The sequence below is a fragment of the Actinomyces mediterranea genome (genome assembly GCF_900155595.1).
GTDB lineage: Bacteria > Actinomycetota > Actinomycetes > Actinomycetales > Actinomycetaceae > Pauljensenia > Pauljensenia mediterranea.
Window position 1 is genome coordinate 121,817 of the sequence record NZ_FTPB01000002.1, and the last position, 19,751, is coordinate 141,567.

General features: G+C 64.0%; 23 protein-coding genes. 5 read left to right on the forward strand and 18 right to left on the reverse strand.

The window, feature by feature from the left end; translation table 11 throughout:
* Positions 1-25: 25 nt before the first annotated feature.
* From maeA to BQ7471_RS00640, 11 genes are all read right to left on the reverse strand, one after another.
* On the reverse strand, positions 26-1,213 hold the full coding sequence (gene maeA / locus BQ7471_RS00590) for an oxaloacetate-decarboxylating malate dehydrogenase (RefSeq protein WP_235821189.1): 1,188 nt from the start codon (positions 1,211-1,213) through the stop codon (positions 26-28).
* Complete coding sequence (locus tag BQ7471_RS00595; RefSeq protein ID WP_076463416.1) at positions 1,203-1,454, reverse strand: hypothetical protein; 252 nt, start codon at positions 1,452-1,454, stop codon at positions 1,203-1,205. The genes maeA and BQ7471_RS00595 overlap by 11 nt, the downstream gene beginning before the upstream one ends.
* A 19-nt stretch (positions 1,455-1,473) precedes the next feature.
* Positions 1,474-2,403: an AlbA family DNA-binding domain-containing protein gene (locus BQ7471_RS00600; protein ID WP_076463418.1), complete on the reverse strand. Its 930-nt coding sequence runs from the start codon at positions 2,401-2,403 to the stop codon at positions 1,474-1,476.
* Positions 2,404-2,408: 5 nt separating this feature from the next.
* Positions 2,409-2,897, reverse strand: a complete 489-nt coding sequence (locus tag BQ7471_RS10930; protein WP_129583288.1) for a hypothetical protein — start codon at positions 2,895-2,897, stop codon at positions 2,409-2,411.
* A 24-nt stretch (positions 2,898-2,921) separates the two neighbouring features.
* Positions 2,922-3,530: a CPBP family intramembrane glutamic endopeptidase gene (locus BQ7471_RS00610; protein WP_076463421.1), complete on the reverse strand. Its 609-nt coding sequence runs from the start codon at positions 3,528-3,530 to the stop codon at positions 2,922-2,924.
* 137 nt (positions 3,531-3,667) lie between these two features.
* Positions 3,668-4,486, reverse strand: a complete 819-nt coding sequence (locus tag BQ7471_RS00615; RefSeq protein WP_076463422.1) for a beta-carotene 15,15'-monooxygenase — start codon at positions 4,484-4,486, stop codon at positions 3,668-3,670.
* A complete protein-coding gene (locus BQ7471_RS00620) occupies positions 4,486-5,190 on the reverse strand; it encodes an ABC transporter ATP-binding protein (protein ID WP_076463424.1) in 705 nt (234 codons plus the stop codon). The genes BQ7471_RS00615 and BQ7471_RS00620 overlap by 1 nt, the downstream gene beginning before the upstream one ends.
* Positions 5,187-5,570, reverse strand: a complete 384-nt coding sequence (locus BQ7471_RS00625) for a GntR family transcriptional regulator (protein ID WP_076463426.1) — start codon at positions 5,568-5,570, stop codon at positions 5,187-5,189. The genes BQ7471_RS00620 and BQ7471_RS00625 overlap by 4 nt, the downstream gene beginning before the upstream one ends.
* Before the next feature lie 180 nt (positions 5,571-5,750).
* Positions 5,751-8,117, reverse strand: a complete 2,367-nt coding sequence (locus tag BQ7471_RS00630; RefSeq protein ID WP_076463427.1) for a glycogen/starch/alpha-glucan phosphorylase — start codon at positions 8,115-8,117, stop codon at positions 5,751-5,753.
* A gap of 101 nt (positions 8,118-8,218) precedes the next feature.
* Positions 8,219-8,860 (reverse strand): MarC family protein, encoded by a 642-nt coding sequence (locus tag BQ7471_RS00635; protein ID WP_076463429.1) that lies wholly within the window; start codon positions 8,858-8,860, stop codon positions 8,219-8,221.
* Complete coding sequence (locus BQ7471_RS00640) at positions 8,857-9,702, reverse strand: PHP domain-containing protein (protein WP_076463430.1); 846 nt, start codon at positions 9,700-9,702, stop codon at positions 8,857-8,859. Before BQ7471_RS00640 ends, BQ7471_RS00635 begins: the two co-directional genes overlap by 4 nt.
* Before the next feature lie 87 nt (positions 9,703-9,789).
* On the opposite strand from BQ7471_RS00640, the gene BQ7471_RS00645 reads away from it, so the two are divergent.
* Entirely contained in the window at positions 9,790-11,346 is a 1,557-nt protein-coding gene (locus BQ7471_RS00645; protein WP_076463586.1) for an aminopeptidase P family protein, read from the forward strand.
* 112 nt (positions 11,347-11,458) lie between these two features.
* Here the strand turns inward: BQ7471_RS00645 and BQ7471_RS00650 are convergent, their stop codons facing one another.
* Positions 11,459-12,124: a YflT domain-containing protein gene (locus BQ7471_RS00650; RefSeq protein WP_235821190.1), complete on the reverse strand. Its 666-nt coding sequence runs from the start codon at positions 12,122-12,124 to the stop codon at positions 11,459-11,461.
* Between the two features lie 94 nt (positions 12,125-12,218).
* On the opposite strand from BQ7471_RS00650, the gene BQ7471_RS00655 reads away from it, so the two are divergent.
* The 4 genes from BQ7471_RS00655 to BQ7471_RS00670 all read left to right on the forward strand — a co-directional run bounded on the left by BQ7471_RS00655 (position 12,219) and on the right by BQ7471_RS00670 (position 15,986).
* Positions 12,219-13,508, forward strand: a complete 1,290-nt coding sequence (locus tag BQ7471_RS00655; RefSeq protein ID WP_076463432.1) for a magnesium transporter MgtE N-terminal domain-containing protein — start codon at positions 12,219-12,221, stop codon at positions 13,506-13,508.
* Complete coding sequence (locus tag BQ7471_RS00660; RefSeq protein ID WP_083663162.1) at positions 13,501-14,067, forward strand: DUF1003 domain-containing protein; 567 nt, start codon at positions 13,501-13,503, stop codon at positions 14,065-14,067. Before BQ7471_RS00655 ends, BQ7471_RS00660 begins: the two co-directional genes overlap by 8 nt.
* A gap of 83 nt (positions 14,068-14,150) precedes the next feature.
* Entirely contained in the window at positions 14,151-15,281 is a 1,131-nt protein-coding gene (locus BQ7471_RS00665; RefSeq protein ID WP_076463433.1) for an Mrp/NBP35 family ATP-binding protein, read from the forward strand.
* A gap of 75 nt (positions 15,282-15,356) precedes the next feature.
* Complete coding sequence (locus BQ7471_RS00670; protein ID WP_076463435.1) at positions 15,357-15,986, forward strand: O-methyltransferase; 630 nt, start codon at positions 15,357-15,359, stop codon at positions 15,984-15,986.
* 65 nt (positions 15,987-16,051) lie between these two features.
* On the opposite strand, the gene BQ7471_RS00675 is transcribed toward BQ7471_RS00670, so the two are convergent.
* The 6 genes from BQ7471_RS00675 to BQ7471_RS00695 form a co-directional block, all read right to left on the reverse strand.
* Entirely contained in the window at positions 16,052-16,216 is a 165-nt protein-coding gene (locus BQ7471_RS00675) for a DUF3117 domain-containing protein (protein WP_076463436.1), read from the reverse strand.
* 98 nt (positions 16,217-16,314) lie between these two features.
* Entirely contained in the window at positions 16,315-17,049 is a 735-nt protein-coding gene (locus BQ7471_RS00680; RefSeq protein ID WP_076463438.1) for an LOG family protein, read from the reverse strand.
* A 45-nt stretch (positions 17,050-17,094) separates the two neighbouring features.
* A complete protein-coding gene (locus tag BQ7471_RS00685) occupies positions 17,095-17,703 on the reverse strand; it encodes a hypothetical protein (protein ID WP_076463439.1) in 609 nt (202 codons plus the stop codon).
* Positions 17,696-17,857: a hypothetical protein gene (locus BQ7471_RS11300; protein ID WP_159438499.1), complete on the reverse strand. Its 162-nt coding sequence runs from the start codon at positions 17,855-17,857 to the stop codon at positions 17,696-17,698. The genes BQ7471_RS00685 and BQ7471_RS11300 overlap by 8 nt, the downstream gene beginning before the upstream one ends.
* Before the next feature lie 142 nt (positions 17,858-17,999).
* Entirely contained in the window at positions 18,000-18,584 is a 585-nt protein-coding gene (locus tag BQ7471_RS00690; RefSeq protein WP_076463441.1) for a 50S ribosomal protein L25/general stress protein Ctc, read from the reverse strand.
* A gap of 165 nt (positions 18,585-18,749) precedes the next feature.
* The gene (locus tag BQ7471_RS00695) at positions 18,750-19,721 is read right to left on the reverse strand and encodes a ribose-phosphate diphosphokinase (RefSeq protein WP_076463442.1); all 972 of its coding nucleotides are present in this window, start codon (positions 19,719-19,721) and stop codon (positions 18,750-18,752) included.
* Between the last annotated feature and the right edge of the window lie 30 nt (positions 19,722-19,751).

The following is a 19,751-nucleotide window of genomic DNA, read 5'->3' on the forward strand; positions in this document are numbered from 1 at the left end:
CCGGTGCGACCGCAACTATCGCTGCTCAGGCCTTGAGGTCCGCATACATGGGCTGCCACATAGCGCGGCGCACGGTTTCGAGCAGACCGATGGCACCGTCCGTGCGCTCCCAGTCGGCGACCTCGGAAGCGTTGCGCGCGTAGGTGGCCTGATAGTCGGGCAGATCTTCCATGTCGTCGGTAACAAGACCGGAGCGGTCGATCAGCCAAATGCGATTCTTGGCCTCCTTGGGCGTGAGCCCGGCGCGCACCATTCCCGCATGGATTTGGTCGGCCATGCCGGTTCCCGCGGTGCCCGCGCCGTAGACGAGCAGGCGCTGGTCCGCGAAGGTGGTTCCGTTCGTCTTCATGTCGGCGATGACCGCGGAGATGACGATAGCGCCGGTCCCCTGCATATCGTCATTGAAAATACGGTACTTCGCCCGGTTGACGACGAGGATGCGCCGCGCGTTCGCAGCGCCGAAGTCCTCGAAGTGCAAGAGGGCGTGCGGGTAGAGTTCGGAGGCGACACTCAGGTATTCATTGACGAGGGCGTCGTATCGCTCTCCGCGCACGCGCGCGTGTCGGTTGCCGAGGTAGTCGGGGTCGTTAAGCAGCTCCTCGTTGTCGGTCCCCACGTCGAGGTTGACGGCGATGACGCGCGAGGGGTCGATGCCGGCTGCCGCCGTGTAGACGGCGAGTTTGCCGACGGAAATGTCGGTGCCGTTCACACCCCAGTCGCCGATGCCGAGGATTTGTTCGGCGTCGGAGACGACCAGCAGGTCCACGTCGTCAGGGCCGAGGCCGAGGCCTTCAAACGTTGGCCGCACGTCCTCGACGCGGTCCACTGAGAGGTAGATGGCACGGGAGCGACGGTAGTCGGCGGACCACTTCTTAATGGCTTCGCCGATGGTGGGGTCGTAGATGACGGGAAGGAGCTCGGCAATGTGGTCGATGATCATCTTGTAGTAGAGGACCTCGTTGCGGTCGTGGAGCTGTTCCAGATAGATGTACTTGTCGAGGTCATCGTCGAGACGGCACACTTGCTTGTAGGCGCGGGCGGCCTGCTGTTCGAGGGTTTCAACAGCTGCGGGCAGGCGGCCCATGAGCCCGAGGCGTTTACGCTCTTCAACGGTGAAGGCGGTTCCTCGGTTGGTTTGGGGATCGGCGATAACCTGGGATTTTGCTAGTATGAACGGCTCCTTCTTTGACGTCACCTCCAGTCTAGGGACCATCCCCGAACCCTGCTCGCGCTCGCCGGTCGACGCGCCGTGGCAAGGAGAACGCGAGTGGCCTCAAGAGCTTGAGGCGCGTCGAACAGAACAGCTTCTCGCCGGCCAGTGCATGCTCCGTGAGCGTCGCCCTGCCGTGGATCCGCGGCTCCGCGACCGCCCGAGCATCCGCATCCCAGGAGATCAACCGCTCGATATCAGCGACCTCGAGTCTCTCAACAGCGTTGAAGAGAGTCGAACCCATCCGCCTGATTCCCCGCGGGTCATTCGCCCTCGGATGCGGGAACCTCGCCGCTCCCACGTTCGGCGAGCACGCGCTGTACGACGCCCGGCAGGCGCGTGGGCGTCTCGCGGTGGCGCAGCGTCATGAACAGCCTCACGCGCGTCAGGAGGGACACTCGCACGCTTTCAGGCCAGCGAAGCGACACGTATTGCACCGCGTCGGCCACCTCGAGGCGCCGCGTCGAATTGCCGACACGCACCCACAACTCCGCTTCCCCCTTGCTCTTGGGACCCCTCAGGTAGACGGGACGAGGCGAGGGCGGGATGGTTACCCGACACACCTCCTGACACTTGTAACCCTCCTGCGGTTGTGAGGCCTCAGCGAAGTCGAGCCGGGGCAGCGCGGCCGCATTGGTCCCCAGCCGCTGCCTCCACAGGTCGCGGATCCACAACTCGAAGCGGTCAGCGTCCGGAGTCTTGAGGGTCTCGTAATCGGGGCCGAGACCGATGAGTCGGCCCTCGTCGTCGACTCCGATCAGGAGGGTGCCGCCGCCGGAGTTCATGAACGCGGCGACGGTCTTGGCGATGACGGTTTCGAGCGCTTCGTCGCGCTTGCCCGTCCGCATGTTCCACCGGGCGCTGGACTTGAACTCGCGGGTCTCCGACTCCCCCAGCGCAGCGGTCTCGCCGATGGAGGGCAAACCCGGGCGCGGGTTGAGGCGAGCGAGAACCACTGCCACGACAACGACAACGAGTACGGCGACCACGGCGGCGAACCCGATCATGCCGGGTTTCCACAGGTCTCCCGAATCGAAAATCCATCCGGCGAGCACTAGGCCTCCCCACAGCCCGGCCAGTCCCGTCAAGGTCGCCGACGCCGTCGACATCGTCATGCGATTCTTCAGCCCGCGGCGCACGGCGAGGCCGATGATCCACGCGATAAGAACGAGCACCTGTTGGATGAACACCATCCAAATCAGGTCTGGGCTGGCCGGGACAAAAGAGACGTCCGCTGTTTCCACAGGGTTCCTTTCGAGGGATTCTCGATGTATGTCGCTTTCAGTACATCATAGGAGTCTGTGGGAATCCTCAATGTTCGGCGCGGATTTCCTCGATACTCACACCACACCGGGTTCGCGCCGAATCGTCGAAACCGCGCCCGGACATCCACAGGGGCCGCACTGGCGCGGGACTTGTGGATATCGCGCAGAAGCGGGGCCAGCCGTTGCGTTCTTCGCGCGCCATGCAGGACGCTGTTGCGGGTGACCGCATCAACTACATCCTCGTGATCCCTAATGGCTTCGGCGAGCAGATGCAACAGTCCTTCGCGCCACGGATTGTCGCTTCTGAAAGCATTGACCCGGTCGATGTCCCTCAGGTCGAAACGGCTGTGTCCTTCTCTTCGGCGAAGGGTACGTTCATGGACGCGCGGGTCAATGCTTTCCTCGATCAGGTGAGCGACCATCTGCCCGTGGGTGATTCGCCCGCCTCATGTCGGCAGAGTGAAGGCAGCCCCCAAGCCTACCGCTAGGTTGACCGTCGAATGCAGCATCCAGCTCGGAACGATCGAACCCCCCGCGCATCGCTCGTTGATCCATCCCATGATCCAGGCGTTCGCCGCGGTAATGACTCCGATCAGCGCGAGCCGGGTCGGCGTAGCCGAGGACGCGAAGAATCCGACGTGGACGAGGCCGAAGACCAATGCCTGCACGACGTTGCCGATCGCGAATCCGAATCCGGCGATCAGCCGCTTGCCGAGAAACCCACGGAAGAAGATCTCCTCCGACAGACCCGTCTGAACGAGGGCGTGGAGTGTGACCGGCACGACCCCTGCCAAACCCATTCCTGCGAAGCGCGAAGCTGCCACGTCCTCGCCGAGCGATCGGAGCAGCATGATCGATGCTGTAGAAATCAGCACCCATGCCAGCACCGCAGCTACTGTCCGCCTCCTATTCACCCGCCATCTCGGCATATGTAGTCCGATCCAGGTCGCGAAGTCGAGGCGCCCTCGCGCGGTGAACGCCCACCATGCAACCGGGAGCACGAGTACCAGCCCGAGCTGCACGAATGCGGACATGACAGCTGAGAGTACGTTCATTGCAACCTCCTCAGTGCCTCCTATCAGTATGACTCAACGGTCGGTTCCTCCTCACCCGCGAGGGACCGCCCGCTGAGGATCATTCCCAGCAGGCGGCCCGCCTTGTCAGTCGGACAGCGTTCGGAGCGGACAGAGCCTCAGCGCAACGACAGATGGCGGTTGAGCGAGCGAACGCCCCACCAGACAACGGCGATGGTCACGAGTGAAGTCGTCACGATCTGCCCCATGCCGATGAATGGTGTCGTATTGCTCCCCCCATTCATCGCTTCAATCAACTCTGGAAGCATGAATCCCCACGTGAATTCGCCCGTTGCCGTATCCAGGCCTCCGGGGAGCAGGAGCATTCCGAACAGAGCAGCGATCTGATTGGCGAGATAGAGCAAGACAAAACCGATGACGGGTGCTCCGAATCCCATATGGTTCCAGGTGCTCCTCGCGCCGATGCTCATGACGGCGGCGATCGAAAAGACACTGTTGGCGAGCTGCAGGAAGACGACAATAATAAGGAAGGCCTTCATCGTCACGGTCAGCGCACTCCAGGAGTCGATCATTGACGATGCGATCTCGCCGGGGGGAAGCCCGTTCATCCAGGCGATCTGTACGGTTACGGCCAGAATCCCCCCAATGCTCATGAAGAGGCCGAAAAGGCCCGCCATGTAGGCGAAGAGGGTCTTCGCCCAGAAGAGCTGTCCGCCCGTGACCGGGAGGGTGTGCGTGAAGTATCCGGCGTCGCAGTGCATGGTCTTCCAATATATGCCGGCCACCAGGATGAGAATCGCAAGGGGGATCGCGACGGCTGTCACAGCGGTGGTGAGCATGAGCAGTCCCGAGACGTAGGGGATCTTGAGGGCGGACAGCCCCAGGCTCACGGCGATGATGAGCGCTCCGATTCCGGCGATGATGCCGATCTTCGGAGCGAGCGTGCGCACTTCGTGCGCGAAGAGTGTGGTGAACATCAGCGGTACTCCTTCCTGAACAGCGCGTCGAGCGACATGCCGTACTCATCGCGTAGTTCGTCAACGGGGCCGGCGCGGTGCAGTCGACCGTCTTTGAGCATGACGACCTCGTCGAGGATGGACTCGACGTCGGAGATGAGGTGGGTGGAGATGAACATGAGGGCGTCCTCGTCGAAGTCGCGGAGGATGCCCTCGAGGATGATGTCGCGCGCAGCGGGGTCGACCCCCGAGATCGGCTCATCAAGCAGGTACGCCTGCGCTTTGCGCGCCATGGTGAGGGACACCTGCAGCTTCTCGCCCATTCCCTTCGACATCTCTTTGAGTTTGCGGTCGAGGGGGAGGTCGAAGAAGCGAATGGACGCCATCGCCTTGTCGGCGTCGAAGTCGTCGAAGAACTTGGCGTATAGGTCGACGGCTGCAACGGGTGTGAGAGCGGGATCGAGGAAGTCCGCGGAGGGGAGGAATGCCACGCGCTCCTTGGTGTAGGCTCCGGGAGCCTCGCCATCAATAGTGACGGTGCCACTCCAGTCGGCGAGGACTCCTGCGAGGATCTTCAGCAGGGTCGTCTTTCCGCATCCATTGGGCCCGACGAGGCCGATGATGCGCCCGAGATGCAGGTCGATGCTGAGATCGACGAGGGCGGGGCTCCCTCGATAGGCCTTCGTCAGATGGTCGACGTGGATGATGGGTGCTGATGGTGTCATTGTCTGTGTCCTCCTTCTGGGGAGTTGGCGTTCCACCGCGCGTTCAAGAGGCTGACGGCTTCGTCGCGCGCGAGGCCGAGTTGACGGACGGTGGCGACGTGGGAGTCGGTGGCCCGGGTTGCGAATTCCACTCGCGCTTCGGCGATCGTCTCAGTGTCGGTGGTGACGAAGCGTCCCTGGGCTCGCTCTGCGACGGTGAGTCCGTCGGCGTCGAGCTGGCTGAGGGCGCGTTGGACGGTATTGGGGTTGACTCCGGCGTCAATGGCGAGTTCGCGGACACTGGGAATCTTCGAGGCCGGAGCCCACTGGCCTGACACGATCTTCTGACCGAAGGTCTCGACCAGTTGGATCCAGATGGGGCGCGTATCGTCGAAGTTCATACTCCTCCTCTCTGTCTTACTGTATTAAGACAGTAATACTGTAGCGCTCCGTCAACGACTGTGTCAAACAGTTAATACAGATGGAATGCGCCTCGCGGTCAATCAGTCGAGGGGGCACCACATACGAGCGCCCCGGCTGCGGATTGTTCCGCAGCCGGGGCGCACTTGTATAGTCGCAGGTCAGCCGATCGGGGTCCCCTCCAGCTTCCACACCTCGTCGGCGTAGTCCCTGATCGTGCGATCGGAGGAGAATCGGCCGGAACGGGTGATATTGATCCACGTCTTGCGGGCCCAGGCGCGCTCGTCACGGTAGTCCACCGCCATGCGGTCCTTCACCTCGCGGTAGGCCGCGAAGTCACCGAGGACGTAGTACACGTCGGCGGGCTCGTATCCCGCTTCGAGGAGCGACCAGCGCAGATCGTGGAACCAGCCCGAGCCGCAGTCGTCGAGAGTGCCGTCCACCAGCGCGTCGAGGACCCGCTTGAGGCCCGGAACGTTCTCGTAATGCCAACGCGGATCGTAGGTGAGGCGCAGTTCGGGCAACTCATCCTCGGTGGCACCGAAGATGTACGCGTTCTCGTCGCCGACGGCGTCGAGGATCTCCACATTCGCACCGTCCAGGGTGCCCAGAGTCAGCGCCCCGTTCATCATGAACTTCATATTCGACGTGCCCGACGCTTCCTTACCGGCGGTGGAGATCTGCTCGGAGATGTCGGCTGCGGGGATGATGTGCTCGGCGGGTGAGACGTTGTAGTTGTGGATGAAGACGACCTTCATCCGACCGTTGATGTCGGGATCGGAGTTCACAAGGCCCCCGATCGCGTTGATGAGCTTGATGATGCCCTTGGCGCGGATGTAGCCCGGCGCCGCCTTCGCCCCGAAAATGAAGACGCGCTTCGGGATGTCCAGGCCCGGGTCCTCCTTGAGGCGGAAGTACAGATCGAGGACGTAGAAGGCGTTGAGCAACTGTCGTTTGTACTCGTGGAGGCGCTTGATCTGAACGTCGAAGACCGCATCCGGATCAATGTCGACGCCTTCACGCTCCTTCACCCATGCGGCGAAGTCGACCTTGTTTGCATGCTTGATGCGGGCGAGGGAGTCGAGGACGTCATCCGTTGCCGCGTCCGTGTACGAGCCGAGGACGGACAGATCGGTGACCCACTCATCGGAGCCGGTGACCTCGTCGAGGAGGGCGGCCAGACGCGGATTGCACTGCTTGAGCCAGCGGCGCGGCGTCACGCCGTTCGTCTTGTTGTTGAAGCGCTCGGGCCAGATGGCGTGCCACTCCTTGAGGGTCTCGCGCTTGATGATCTCCGTGTGGAGGGCTGCGACGCCGTTGATGGAGAAGGAGGCGTAGCAGGCGATCCACGCCATGCGCACGGTGTTGCCGTCGATGGGCGCCATGTAGTTGATGGTGTCCGGGGCGATGCCGCGCTCCGCCATGTCAATGCGGAAGCGGCGATCGATCTCGCGGACGATCTCAGCGATGCGGGGGAAGAGACGGTCGAAGATCGTCATCTCCCACTTCTCGAGGGCCTCGGCGAGGACGGTGTGGTTCGTGTAAGCGAATGTCGTGGAGACGACCTCCCACGCCTCGTCCCACCCCATCGAGTGCTCATCCATGAGCAGTCGCATGAGTTCGGGGATCGCGAGCACCGGGTGGGTGTCGTTGAGCTGGATGGCGTTGAAGGCGGCGAAATCGGACAGGTCCTCACCGTGTTCGGCGACGTAGGTGTCGATGATGGCCTGCAGGGAGGCGGAGCAGAAGAAGTACTGCTGGCGCACGCGCAGGACCTTGCCCTCGAAGGTCGTGTCATTGGGGTAAAGGACGCGCGAGATGTCGTTGGTGCGCTCGCGGTCGACGATGGCGTCGGTGAAGCGCTGCGAATTGAAGGCGTCGTAGTCGAACTCTTCGAGGGGCTCTGCCCTCCACAGGCGCAAGGTGTTGACGTTCTTGGTGCCGTAACCGGTGATGGGCATGTCGTAGGGGACGGCGCGGACGGTGAGATCGGCGTAGGAGACGATGCGCGATTCTTCTTCGCGGCGGATGACGAAGGGGTATCCCTCCTCCATCCAAGGGTCGGGGTGCTCGGTCTGGAATCCGTTGTCGAAGAGCTGCTTGAAGAGTCCGTAGCGGTAGAGGATTCCGTAGCCGGTGACCGGCAGGTCGAGGGTGGTACACGAATCGAGGAAGCATGCGGCGAGTCGTCCGAGGCCGCCGTTGCCAAGCGCCGCATCGGGCTCTTCTTCGAGGACGACGCTGAGGTCCTGACCGTATTCGGCGAGGGCGGAGCGCGCCTCATCAACGAGGCCGAGATTGGAGAGGTTGTTGAGGAGGGCGCGGCCCATGAGGAACTCCGCGGAGAAATAGTGCTCCTGGCGCCCCTTCGCGTAGGTCCGGGTCGTGTCGGCCCAGCGGTCGGCGATCTGGTCGATGACGGCTGCGGACAGGCCCTGCCACAGCTCCATCGTCGTGGACTGCGCAACGGGGCGGCCCGAGGTTGCGCGTACGTGGGTCGCCAGTGTCCCGTGGAGGTTCTGTGTCATTGGATACTCCCGATGTTCAACAGTATTACGTGGTTGGCTCGCCGGTTGCGGGCTCCTCGTTCAGTGCACACAATAGCGCCTCGTCGGAACGTTCCCGATAATTATCCGTTGATCTGCGCTGATGCGATGAATTCGAAGATTCCGCCCATCACCAATTGCGTGGCGATCGCTGCGAGTAATAGACCGGAGATCTTCGTCAGCAGCATGATGCCGCCCGTGCCGAGGAGCTTCGACAGCAGCAGTGAGAACCTCATCGTCAGATACATGACGAGATGGGCGAGGACGACCGCCGCAATGACCGCGACCCATCCTCCGAGAGACGAGCTCGCCTGAGACACCGACACCATGACCGCGACGATCGCGCCCGGTCCCGCCAGCAGCGGAGTCCCCAATGGAACGAGGGCGACGTTGACCTTCTCATCGCCGGTATCGGGTTTGGCAGAGTCCTGCCCCATCAGCAACTCCATGGCGACGAGGAACAGCAGCACCCCGCCCGATAACTGCAGGGCCTCGATGGAGATCTGCAGGAACTTGAGGATCTGTTGCCCCAGCACCGCGAAGACGACGATGACGCCGAAGGAAACGAGCGTCGCTTGAAGCGCCGCCTTCTTCTGCCCCGCCGCCGTGTACCTGCCGGTGAGGGCGAGGAACACGGGGATTGTGCCCGGAGGATCCATAATGACGACGAGGGTCGCGAAAGCAGTCCCGAAGAGGGTCCAGTCGAAAAGGGTGGCCGGATTCACGGGTGGACGACCTCCTTCGCACCTCGTGCAATGATCTCGTCGATGATGACAGGATCGGAAAGGTTCTCGCCGATCCGGTTCGGTTTGCCGCGCCCGTGATAGTCCGATGAGCCCAAGATCGCCAGGTCGAGGCGCGCCGCGAGCGCGTCGACCGCGCGCCGATCCCCCGCTTCATGATCGCGATGATCGCGTTCGATCCCGAACAGGCCCGCGTCCTTCATATCGGCGATGACCTGATCGGGAAGGAGGTGCTGGCGTTGACGGGCCTTAGGATGGGCGAGGACGGGCACGCCCCCCGCGTCGAGGACCAGGCCGACAGCATCGACGGGGTCGGGCGCCCAGTGGTGGACATAGTAGGGGCCGGAGGGGTGGAGCACGGAGGCGAAGGCCTCTTCCCGCTTCTCGAAGCACCCTGCGGCGACGAGGGCGTCTGCGATGTGCGGCCGTCCGATCGGGCCTCCCTGCGGTGCGCGGACGAGGACATCCTCCCAGGTGATCGGGTAGTCCTCACTGAGGAGCTCGGTGATGGCCTGAGCGCGGGTCTCGCGCGATCGACGCGCGCGTTCGAAACACTCGAGGAGCGGTGCGTTCGTCGGATCGGGCAGGTAGGCGAGCAGGTGGACGGTGATGCGATCAGCTGCGCATGATATCTCAACGCCCCGCAGCAGTGCGACGCCGCTCGACGGAACCTCGGCTGCGGCCTCGTCCCATCCGGCGAAGGTGTCGTGGTCGGTCAATCCGACCATGTCGAGTCCCGCTCCCGACGCCACGCGGAGCAGCTGTGCGGGGCTGTCAGTGCCGTCGGAGCAAGTCGAGTGCGTATGCGGATCGATTCGGAGCATGACCGAAGGGTATCCGCCCTCGTCCGATCCCCACAATCGATGCGCCAGCGCGGGGAGATGTCTACTGAGGTCGCAGCTAGTGACATGATGGGACTCATGAACGACATATCCTCTCCCAAGTCATCATCCGAAGGCGCTGCCGAGCAGCCCGCTCAGTCCATGGCGGACCGCTCCGAGGGCCGATCCCGGCGCCCCGACTCGGACACATTCCGCGAGTTCATGGGCTCGGGTTGGGGGCCTCGCCTCCAGACGCCCATTGAGCGCTCCGGGGCGGCCGATTTCCTCCCCTCGCGCGCCGCAGCCGCTGGCGTCCCCTTCCCCGGCGAGCGCCTCGTCGTTCCCGCGGGCACCTACAAGGTCCGCAATAATGACTGCAATTACCGCTTCCGCGCCTACTCAGCATTCGTGCACTTGACGGGGCTCGGCGGCGAGCGCGAGCCGGATGCCGTCCTCGTCCTCGAACCGCGCGAGGACGACGCACATGAGCCGATCCTGTTCTTCAAGCCGCGCGCGTCGCGCTCCTCCCAGGAGTTCTACGCCGATTCGCACTACGGGGAGTTCTGGGTGGGGGCGCGCCCCTCCCTCGACGAGGTGAGTGCTGAGACGGGGCTGCGCTGCGAGCACATCGACGCACTGCGCGACATCCTCGCCAAGGACGCCGGCACCGTCTCCTTGCGCGTGGTCCGCAATGTCGACGCCTCCGTTGAAGCGATGGTGAACGAGGTGCGCACCGAGGCGGGTCTCCCCGCGGACGGTGACGCGTTGGACGCGGATGAGAAGTTCGAAGAGCACCTGTCCGAGATCCGCCTGTGCAAGGACCCCTATGAGGTGGCCGAGTTGCAGCGCGCCATTGACGTGACCCGCGCTGGCTTCGACGACATTATCAAGGCACTGCCCCGGGCGGTCGGGCACCGCCGCGGGGAGCGCGTCATCGAGGGCGCTTTCGGAGCGGTCGCCCGCGAAGAGGGCAACGGCCTCGGATACGACACGATCGCCGCGTCGGGCAACCACGCCAATACTCTCCACTGGATCGATAATGATGGCCCCGTCGACGAGGGCGACCTCGTCCTCGTCGACGCGGGAGTCGAGGTCGACTCCCTATACACGGCGGATATCACGCGCACCCTGCCCGTATCCGGCCGCTTCACCGAGGTCCAGGCCCGCGTGTACCAGGCCGTCCTCGATGCCTGCGAAGCGGCTCTGGCCAGAGCCAATGAGCCGGGCGCCCGTTTCCGCGACGTCCACGACGCGGCAATGCGCGTCATCGCCGCGCGCCTGCACGAGTGGGGTCTGCTGCCCGTCAGCGTCGAGGAGTCCCTCTCCCCCGCCGGACAGCAGCACCGCAGATGGATGCCCCACGGCACCAGCCACCACCTCGGCCTCGACGTGCACGACTGCGCGCAGGCCAGGCGCGAGATGTACCAGGATGCGCTGCTCGAACCCGGAATGACCTTTACCATTGAGCCGGGCCTGTACTTCCGCGCCGATGATGAGGCGATCCCGGCGGAATACCGGGGCATCGGCGTGCGCATCGAGGACGATGTCCTCGTCAACGCCGATGGGAGCGTGACGCGCATGTCGGAGGACATCCCCCGCACCATCGCGGATGTGGAGACGTGGATCGCCGACGTCCAATCCCGCTAGCGGGCCAGTCCCTCAGACGAATCGACAAAGATGGTGCCGGGCCGAGTCGCCTCGCCCTCGTCAAATGAACAGCGCCTCCCAATAACCCGGGCGGCGCTGTTCGGTATGCGGACTAGTCGGATGTCTCGCCGGAAACGGGCGGCAAAGTCGGCGGTATGGGATCGGACTGGGCCGTCGCCGCATCTGTGTGGTCGGCGACGCGAACCCCGAAGCGCGGCTTCTCATCGGGCCTCGACCCGTATTCCGTCGGACCGTCGGATTCGGGGCGCGTGCGCACGGGTCTGGGGCGCATCTGATTGCCGGGAGTCTTCTGCAGCATCTGGAAGGCCTGGTCGATGTCGGCCGATGCGAGGACCGCATAGCGGGAGGCGACCACCTGTGAGGAGGAGGTGAAGTCCCTGCGCCCTCCCGACATCGCATAGCCGACGGCGGAGATGAGCGTGCCCGCGAGCGCACCGCCCGCGATGCCGAATACGACCCACAGCATCGCCGACTGGTTCGTCGATGCGAAGGACATCATGAGGCCCATGAAGGCACCCCACAGTGCGCCCGAGGAGGCGCCCGACGCGGCGGCCTTCGCCATCGTCAAACGACCGGTGACCCTCTCGACGAGGTGGAGGTCAGTACCGACGATGACGATCGACTTGACGTCGAACTGCTCGTCGGAAAGGTAATCGACTGCTCCCTGGGCCTCCGCATAGGTGCGGTACGAGGCGACCTCGGTGCCCGACGGCATGACCGGCATCCCCATCCACAGGCTATTCGATTGAGGTGGCATGGACGTCCTTCCGTGAAACCCGACCCATTTCAGTCGTGCTATACCGCCTATTTTCCCACTTGGCGCCTAGGCTGTCCTTGTGAGCTCAGCACCCATGGGATTCGGCACCACCGGCAAGCGCGTCTACATCGGCAAACTTGCAGGCACTAGCGTATTCGACCCGATCGGCGATCGGGTCGGCTCAATCCATGACGTCGTCGTCACCTTCCGCTTGGGAGCGTCAACCAGCGTCATCGGATTCGTCGTCGAAGTGGGTCCGCGAAAACGGGTGTTCCTCCCCCTCACTCGCGTCACCTCGATTGAAGCGGGTTCCGTCATTACGACGGGGCTGCTCAATATCCGCTCCTTCACGCAGCGGCCCGGGGAGACTCTCGTCCTCACCGAACTCTTCGACCGCGTCGTCACAATGAACGACGGGTCTGGGAATGTCAAGATCATTGACGTCGCAATGCAGAGACGGCGCCCCAAGGACTGGGTGATCTCGAAACTGCACGTCCAGCGCCAGCGCACGACGTCCCTGGGATTCACCCGCTACGGCGAGACTCTCACCGTCGCGCCCGCCGACGTATCCGGACTACTCACAACCGACACGAATCAGGCGGCGACGGCCCTGTTGCAGCACACGGAGGACATGAGGGCGGCGGATCTGGCCGACTACCTCCACGATCTGCCGAAGGACCGTCAGATGGCGGTCGCACGGCACCTCCCCGATGCGCGCCTCGCCGATGTCCTCGAAGAGCTCGGCGATGACGACCGCGTTGCCATCCTCTCCGGTCTTGACGCGAGCCGCGCCGCAGACGTCCTCGACGTCATGCAGCCCGACGACGCGGCCGACCTCGTGTCCTCGCTCCCTGAAGCGCAGGGCCAGGCGCTCCTCGCCCTCATGGAGCCCGACGAGGCCAAGGACGTGCGCCGACTCCTCACCTACGAAGAATCCACCGCGGGCTCTCTCATGACGACGGACCCCGTCATCTTCGGGCCCGATGCGACAGTCGCACAGATGCTGGCGTCCGTGCGCCGCGAGGACCTCCCCGTCTCCCTGTCGACTGTCGCCTTCGTCACTCGCCCTCCCGAGGAGACACCGACGGGCCCCTACCTCGGGATGGTCCACATTCAGCGAGCGCTGCGCGAGCCCCCGCAGACGCTTTTGGGCACGATTCTCGACTCGGATATTGAAGCGGTCTCCCCGGAAGCGCATATCGCAACCGTCACGCGCCTCCTCGCGACGTACAACCTCACGGTTCTGCCCGTTGTCGACGAGGACGACCATCTCGTCGGCGCCGTCTCGGTCGACGACATCCTCGACGAGCTTCTTCCCGATGACTGGCGCGACTACGACGACGAAGTGACGGACCTCATGATGGCAAGGAGCATTGATGGCTGAACGTCTCGATACCCCGCGTGACAGGGGCTTCTTCCGCACCATTCGGCGGAAGCGCTCCTCGGGCGACGGCTTCGGCCGCTTCGCGGAGGCCACTGCCCGCTTCATGGGCTCGCCGAAGTTCATCCTCTATATGACGATCTTCGTTATCGTGTGGATCAGCGCGAATATCCTCTTGTACAAGATCTCGACGGACTACTCCTGGGACCCCTACCCCTTCATCCTCCTCAACCTCGCCTTCTCCACGCAAGCCTCCTACTCGGCGCCCCTCATCCTACTGGCGCAGAACCGCCAAGACGACCGCGATCGCGTCCAGGCACAGCAGGACCGCCAGCGCGCCGAGCGCAACCTCGCGGACACGGAGTACCTCACCCGTGAGATCGCAAGTCTGCGCCTCGCTCTCCAAGAGGTCGCTACCCGTGACTTCGTGCGCTCGGAACTGCGCGAACTCATAGACGACATTAAGGAGGAATGGGACGAGCGCCAGCAGATCGAAACCATACCGACCCCGGACGACCTCGATTCTGCGCCCGCACCCCGCCGGATCACGGGGAATAAGTGAGGGGGCGACCCCTCCCCTCGCACCTTCGCCCACGGTTCCAACTCGCTTCGAGTCATCGGACTGCGCCACGTAGGATAACGGGTATGTCTGTCACCATTGAACGCGTCATGGATGCACTGTCCACAGTCATCGACCCTGAGATCCACCGCCCCATTACCGACCTCACTATGGTCTCCCCTGACCGGGTCGCCATTGATGGAGGCACCGTCAGTGTTGAGGTTCTCCTCACCACCGCCGGTTGTCCGCTCCGCAACACGATCTCTGCGGATGTCCACAAGGCCGTGGCGGACCTTGATGGCGTTGAGTCCGTCAAGGTGTCGATGGGGGTGATGAGCGACGAGCAGAAGAAAGCCCTGCGCGAGAAGCTCAATGGCGGCAGGGCGGAGAGGGAGATCCCCTTCGCCCAGCCCGACTCCCTCACGAGGGTCATTGCGGTGACCTCCGGCAAGGGCGGCGTCGGGAAGTCCTCGGTGACGGCGAACCTGGCCGCTGCGATGTCGCAGGCGGGCCTGAAGGTCGGTGTCATGGACGCCGACATCTACGGCTTCTCCATCCCTCGGATGCTCGGCGTCGACCACGATCCACAGGTCATTGACGGCATGATCATTCCGCCCGTCGGCGCAGGCGGGGTCAAGGTCATGTCGATCGGCATGTTCGTGCCCGACGGCCAGCCCGTCATCTGGCGCGGCCCGATGCTGCACCGCGCCCTTCAGCAGTTCCTCGCGGACGTCTTCTGGGGCGACCTCGACGTCCTCCTCATCGACATGCCCCCGGGCACCGGCGACGTTGCGATCTCAGTCGCGCAGCTCCTCCCCGATTCTCAGATCCTCGTCGTGACGACCCCGCAGGTCGCCGCCGCCGAAGTCGCCGAACGCGCCGGCTCGATCGCCTCTCAGACCCAGCAGAAGGTCATCGGTGTCGTTGAGAATATGTCCTTCCTCCTTCAGCCGGACGGCTCTCGCCTCGAGATCTTCGGAAACGGCGGCGGCCAGTCCGTATCCGCCCGGCTCAGCGCCCAGCTCGGCTACGACGTACCCCTCTTAGGGCAGATCCCCCTTGACATCGCCCTGCGCGAGGGCGGGGATGAGGGACGCCCCGTCGCTCTCGATGCGGGTCCCGCCGCCGAAGTCCTCGCCTTGCTCGCCTCCTCCCTCAGTCAGGGCGAACGCGGTCTGAAGGGGCGCCCGCTCGGGGTCTCACCGATTCACCACTGAGTATGTCCCGTGCTTCGGCACGCGAGGGCGTTAGGCTTGAAGCGGTTCGTCATCCACCACGTCGGAGGGTCTCTCATGGCTGATAAGGCACAGGCCTGGGTCTACGTTGAAGATTTCGTGCCCGAAAGCGACATTGTCGCCGAGGCGCGGGCGACTGCAGTCGAGCTCGGCGCGGAACCCGTATCGACGGGAGTCGGAGCTGCTCTGCGCATGCTCGCAGCTGTGGCGGGCGCTCGCGCCGTCCTCGAAGTCGGTACCGGCGCGGGGGTGTCGGGCCTGTGGCTGCTTGACGGGATGGCGGCCGATGGGGTGCTCACGTCGATTGACGCCGAGGTGGAGTTCCACAAACACGCGAGGAGCGCATTCGCCAAGGCCGGGGTGTCGTCGCAGCGAACCCGCCTCATCGCCGGTCGAGCCCTTGACGTCCTTCCCCGAATGGCGGCGCGAGGCTACGACATGATGGTCCTCGACGCCGACATCGCTGAGACGCCGCAGTACCTCGATCATGCGGTCCGGGTCTTGCGTCCCGGCGGCGTCATCGTCTTCGTCCATGCGCTGTGGCACGATCAGGTAGCCGATCCGGCGCGCAGGGACGCTGAAACCGTTGTCTGCCGTGAGGTGGTGCGATTCCTCGGAGAGTCCGCTGATTTCCTACCGGCCCTGCTGCCGGTGGGCGATGGTCTCGCCGTCGCAGTCAAGCGCTGATCCGTCATGTGGGTGTGCCCCCTGCAGTGACGCTGCAGGGGGCACACCCACATCAGTTTGAGGAGTCAGACCGCGGCGGACAGAACGTCGGCCAGTTCCGCCGCTTCGTCGGGGGTCAACTCAATGACGAGTCGGCCGCCGCCCTCGGATGGGATCCGCATGACGATGCCGCGCCCCTCTTTCGTGGCTTCTAACGGTCCGTCACCGGTTCTGGGCTTCATGGCTGCCATGTGCCGCTCCTTGAATATTGAGGTCTGCGAACGCCGCGTGCCGCAGTTGACTCACTCATTTTACCGAGTTTGGACGGTTTTAGCCCGACGAGTGCGTCTCACCCCTGAAGTGCCAGGCCAACGGCCTCCTCAGGATCGTCAACGACCTGCACCAGATCGACATCGCCGCGTGAGATCGTCTCCTCTCCCTCCATCGTCTCCCTCATCCAATCGATGAGTCCTCCCCAGTAGTCCCTGCCGACCAGGACGATTGGGAAGGAATCGATCTTATTCGTCTGAACAAGGGTCATCGCCTCGAAGAGTTCATCCAATGTGCCGAACCCTCCGGGCATGACGATGAAGCCGCTCGAATACTTGACGAACATCGTCTTTCGCGCAAAAAAGTACCGGAAGTTAATGCCGATATTGATCCACTGGTTCATCGCCTGTTCATGCGGCAACTCGATGCCGAGCCCGACCGACGTTCCACCGGCATCCCAGGCGCCCTTATTCGCGGCCTCCATCGCCCCGGGCCCACCGCCCGTGATCACGCCGATGCCATGCGAGGCGAGCATGCGCCCGATCTGATACGCCTTCTCCCACCAGTTCGATCCGGCAACGGTCCTTGCGGATCCGAACACCGACACGGCCGGTCCGATTTCAGACAGAGCGCCGAAGCCCTCAACGAACTCCGCTTGAATCCTCAAGACCCGCCATGGGTCCTCGTGGAGCCAATCAGTAGAAGGCTGGGGACGCAGGAGGCGGGCATCCGAGGTCTCCGTCGGAATCTTTTGCCCGCGCAGGATGACGGGTCCGCGCTGATAGACGCGCCTATGCGCCTCATTGTTCGTCATAGTGCTCCTTGGGTCTTCCACGCGGGCGTGCGCAATGGCCGCCCCTCACCCGGGATCATCGTCGATTTTTGGCACGAGGGCGAAGAGGACTCGCCGCCAATGCCCAAGAGCGGGAAGAACCGATTCAGCATGGGAATAAAAGTCGTCGGGATCCACCTGGTACACCCGTCCAGATGAGGGTTCAAAGACCGCGTAGAAACGCTCGGTAGCGCCCTCATGAGCGAGGAGCACCACCACGTGTCGCGGAATGAGCCCCGACAGCGGCACCCCTGATCCTCCGGTATAGACGAAAACGTCGAACCCCGATGCGAGGGCGCGGTCAATGCGTCGACGCATTGCGGCACCGGCGACGACGATCCCGTAGCGCAGACCGGTCGCGGCTTGGGCGAGGCGCGCAAGCGACCACGGGGATGTCCCCAGTGCCTGTGGCCACGGCACTGCGATCCTCGCGGCGATCGCATGCAGTTCGAGCTGAGTGCGCTCGACGCGCTCGCGCGACGCTGTCAGATATCCCGGATCAGCCTGTGCTCGCGCGGCGACGACGGCAAGCGCCGCTATCGCGCATGTCGTCGCATCGACCTGCCTCGGGTAGGACGCGGGAACGGGGAGTCTGCTGCGAGGCCGGGTCGACGCACCTCTGTCAGCGTCACTCATCGGAGGCGTCGTTCGCGGCCCAGCCCGGAATCGAGGAGGCGGCGCAGATCATGGCGCGCTCATCCGGATCCGAGTCAGGGGCCTTCGGGGAGGCGCAGGAGACGAGTGCGGATACGGCGACGATGAGCGCTTGTGCGACGTGTTTCTTCACCATGTGTCCCCTCCCCGGGTCCAATTACGCGCTACACGCTATCAGTCGCCTGCTGTGAGCGCTCAGGAGCAGCGCATCGGAGTGCATACGCCGGGGCGGCCCGACCGTGGTCGGGCCGCCCACCGGATGACGAAACGGGCGCGGATCATTCCTGCGCGGGCTGTTCCGTTTCTTCTTCGACCTCGGCCGCTGCGAGTTCGGTGATGATAATGATGTCCTGCTCGGCGTCGAGTTCGCACTCGACACCGGAGGGCAGGACGAGGTCGCTCGCACGCACGACGGTGCCGGCCTCCAGGCCAGTGATGTCGACCTTGATGGACTCGGGGATCGCGGTCGCTGATGCCTTGACGGTGACGGTGTGCTCCTCAACGGCATGCTGGGTGCCGGGCGCGGCTTCGCCGACAACGACGATGGAGACCTCGACGTCAACCTTCTCGCCGGCCTTCACAGTGAGGAAGTCCGCGTGGAGGAGTTCGCGGGACACCGGGTGGCGCTGCACGTCCTTGACGAGTGCGAGCTGCGACGTACCGTCGATCTTGAGTTCAACGAGGGCGTTCTTGTTGCCGCGAACAATGAGGAACAGATCGTGAGCGGGAACGTCGAGATGGATCGGTTCGCCGCCGTGTCCGTACAGGACGGTGGGGACGAGTTTCGCGCGGCGGGCGCGACGCGCAGCACCCTTTCCGAATTCGGTGCGGACCTGGGCTACGAGAACGGGGTTGTCGCTCATGGGGGCTCCTCCTGGGATCTGACGGCGTCTGACGCTTCGGCGCGTCAGGATCCGTGGGCACATCGTGCCGTCAGGAGGCCCTGTCGATAACGGCGACCCGAACAGCGGACCGCCCTCGCCGGAGCAACCCTTAGAGGGTACCCGACAAGGGCGGCGTTACGCGAGTCAGTCGAAGAGGGATGTGACGGATCCGTCGTCGAAGACCTCGCGGATCGCGCGCGCCAGCAGCGGGGCGATCGGCAGGATCGTCAGAGTCGGGAAGCGCTTCTCCATGGGGATCGGCAGGGTGTCGGTGACGACGACCTCAGCGGCTCCGCATTCTGCGAGGCGGCGGGTCGCCGGATCGGAAAGGATGCCGTGGGTGGCGCTGACGATGACCTTCTTCGCCCCGGCGTCCATGAGGACCTTAACCGCCTCGGTGATCGTGCCCGCGGTGTCGATCATGTCGTCGACGAGGACGCAGTCCATGCCGGCGACATCGCCGACGACCCGGTTGGCGACGGCGACATTCGGACGCGTCGTGTCACGGGTCTTGTGGACAAAGGCGAGGGGGCAGGCGCCCAGCTTCTTCGACCACTTCTCCGCGACGCGGATGCGGCCCGCGTCCGGGGACACCATGACCGTGTTCGTCAGGTCGACGCGGGATCGCACGTAGTCGACGAGGACGGGCATCGCCCACAGGTGGTCGACGGGTCCGTCGAAGAAGCCCTGCTCCTGGGAAGCGTGAAGGTCGACGCTCATCACACGGTCCGCGCCCGCGGTCTTGTACATATCGGCGACCATGCGCGCGGAGATCGGCTCGCGGCCTTGGTGCTTCTTGTCCTGACGCGAATACGGATAGTAGGGGGAGACCACTGTGATGCGCTTCGCCGAGGCGCGCTTGGCGGCGTCGACCATGAGCAGCTGCTCCATGAGCCACTTGTTGATGTCGCCGGTGTGCGACTGGAGGACGAAGACGTCGGCGCCCCTGACGGACTCGGCGAAACGAACGTAGATCTCGCCGCTGGCGAAGTCGTAGGCGGTGACCGGAGTCAGTCCGCACCCGATCTCCTCACCAACTTGCTCTGCGAGTTCCAAGTGCGCGCGCCCTGAAACGAGGACGAGGCTCTTCTCCCCGGTGGTCACCAATCCGCTCATGCGGCGTTCCTCCCCTTACTTGTGAACCCG

What these genes read in the sequence shown, in the direction of transcription:
- maeA (WP_235821189.1), bottom strand. Translation starts at nt 1,213, where the DNA reads ATGGTCCCTAGACTGGAGGTGACGTCAAAGAAGGAGCCGTTCATACTA.
- BQ7471_RS00595 (WP_076463416.1), bottom strand. Translation starts at nt 1,454, where the DNA reads ATGGGTTCGACTCTCTTCAACGCTGTTGAGAGACTCGAGGTCGCTGAT.
- BQ7471_RS00600 (WP_076463418.1), bottom strand. Translation starts at nt 2,403, where the DNA reads ATGGTGTTCATCCAACAGGTGCTCGTTCTTATCGCGTGGATCATCGGC.
- BQ7471_RS10930 (WP_129583288.1), bottom strand. Translation starts at nt 2,897, where the DNA reads ATGGTCGCTCACCTGATCGAGGAAAGCATTGACCCGCGCGTCCATGAA.
- BQ7471_RS00610 (WP_076463421.1), bottom strand. Translation starts at nt 3,530, where the DNA reads ATGAACGTACTCTCAGCTGTCATGTCCGCATTCGTGCAGCTCGGGCTG.
- BQ7471_RS00615 (WP_076463422.1), bottom strand. Translation starts at nt 4,486, where the DNA reads ATGTTCACCACACTCTTCGCGCACGAAGTGCGCACGCTCGCTCCGAAG.
- BQ7471_RS00620 (WP_076463424.1), bottom strand. Translation starts at nt 5,190, where the DNA reads ATGACACCATCAGCACCCATCATCCACGTCGACCATCTGACGAAGGCC.
- BQ7471_RS00625 (WP_076463426.1), bottom strand. Translation starts at nt 5,570, where the DNA reads ATGAACTTCGACGATACGCGCCCCATCTGGATCCAACTGGTCGAGACC.
- BQ7471_RS00630 (WP_076463427.1), bottom strand. Translation starts at nt 8,117, where the DNA reads ATGACACAGAACCTCCACGGGACACTGGCGACCCACGTACGCGCAACC.
- BQ7471_RS00640 (WP_076463430.1), bottom strand. Translation starts at nt 9,702, where the DNA reads ATGCTCCGAATCGATCCGCATACGCACTCGACTTGCTCCGACGGCACT.
- BQ7471_RS00645 (WP_076463586.1), top strand. Translation starts at nt 9,790, where the DNA reads ATGGGACTCATGAACGACATATCCTCTCCCAAGTCATCATCCGAAGGC.
- BQ7471_RS00650 (WP_235821190.1), bottom strand. Translation starts at nt 12,124, where the DNA reads ATGCCACCTCAATCGAATAGCCTGTGGATGGGGATGCCGGTCATGCCG.
- BQ7471_RS00655 (WP_076463432.1), top strand. Translation starts at nt 12,219, where the DNA reads ATGGGATTCGGCACCACCGGCAAGCGCGTCTACATCGGCAAACTTGCA.
- BQ7471_RS00660 (WP_083663162.1), top strand. Translation starts at nt 13,501, where the DNA reads ATGGCTGAACGTCTCGATACCCCGCGTGACAGGGGCTTCTTCCGCACC.
- BQ7471_RS00665 (WP_076463433.1), top strand. Translation starts at nt 14,151, where the DNA reads ATGTCTGTCACCATTGAACGCGTCATGGATGCACTGTCCACAGTCATC.
- BQ7471_RS00670 (WP_076463435.1), top strand. Translation starts at nt 15,357, where the DNA reads ATGGCTGATAAGGCACAGGCCTGGGTCTACGTTGAAGATTTCGTGCCC.
- BQ7471_RS00675 (WP_076463436.1), bottom strand. Translation starts at nt 16,216, where the DNA reads ATGGCAGCCATGAAGCCCAGAACCGGTGACGGACCGTTAGAAGCCACG.
- BQ7471_RS00680 (WP_076463438.1), bottom strand. Translation starts at nt 17,049, where the DNA reads ATGACGAACAATGAGGCGCATAGGCGCGTCTATCAGCGCGGACCCGTC.
- BQ7471_RS00685 (WP_076463439.1), bottom strand. Translation starts at nt 17,703, where the DNA reads ATGAGTGACGCTGACAGAGGTGCGTCGACCCGGCCTCGCAGCAGACTC.
- BQ7471_RS11300 (WP_159438499.1), bottom strand. Translation starts at nt 17,857, where the DNA reads ATGGTGAAGAAACACGTCGCACAAGCGCTCATCGTCGCCGTATCCGCA.
- BQ7471_RS00690 (WP_076463441.1), bottom strand. Translation starts at nt 18,584, where the DNA reads ATGAGCGACAACCCCGTTCTCGTAGCCCAGGTCCGCACCGAATTCGGA.
- BQ7471_RS00695 (WP_076463442.1), bottom strand. Translation starts at nt 19,721, where the DNA reads ATGAGCGGATTGGTGACCACCGGGGAGAAGAGCCTCGTCCTCGTTTCA.